Raw genomic sequence first — 738 nt, forward strand, 5'->3', positions numbered from 1 at the left:
TCAAGCGAAACGCGGTGAGACGACCCTCAAAAGTAGGCTGATCCTATTGGTTTTGCTTGAAGATTCAGGCTCATATGGTAGGGTCAGTCATGCTGCTTCGACCCGATCCCTTGCCTCAGGATGCTGCACAATTGACCCGGATCATTCTCTCGCTCGACGAAGAGAATGCCGACCTCAAAGCGCGTATTGTCTTCCTTGAGCGCCAGCTCTTCGGGACGAAATCGGAGAAGATGACGATCATCGATCCGGCCCAGGCAACACTCGACCTGGGCGATCCAGGCGATATTCCCGTTGCAGCCAATGACGATGCCGCACCGGCCGATGAAGACAAAACACAGGCACGGCGATCGCCTGCCCGCAATATCGGCCGTTTGCCCAAGCATCTTCCGCGCTATGAAGAGATCATTGAGCCGGAGAGCAAGATTTGCCCTTGCTGTTCGTTCGAACTGCATTGCATCGGCACGGACGTCAGCGAGGCGCTCGACATCGTACCTGCTGTTGTCCGGGTCAAACGGACGATCCGGCCGCGCTATGCATGCCGGGCCTGTGAGAGTGCCGTCGTGCAAGCACCTGCACCGGCGCGCGTGATGGACGGTGGCATGGTGACCACTGCGTTTGCCGCGCATGTCGCTGTTTCGAAGTTTGCCTGGCATCTCCCGCTCAATCGTCAGGCGCAAATGCTGGCCTCCTGCGGTGTCATCATCGATCGCGGCACGCTTGGCGCCTGGGTAATGCGGG

At 58.5% G+C, this 738-nt stretch carries 1 protein-coding gene; it reads left to right on the top strand.

Annotated elements, in window-relative coordinates:
• Positions 1 to 89: 89 nt before the first annotated feature.
• On the top strand, positions 90 to 738 hold a 649-nt coding region (locus F9K91_RS25570), incomplete at its 3' end, for an IS66 family transposase zinc-finger binding domain-containing protein (protein ID WP_151679081.1).

It is taken from the genome of Brucella tritici, assembly GCF_008932295.1.
Taxonomy (GTDB): domain Bacteria; phylum Pseudomonadota; class Alphaproteobacteria; order Rhizobiales; family Rhizobiaceae; genus Brucella; species Brucella tritici.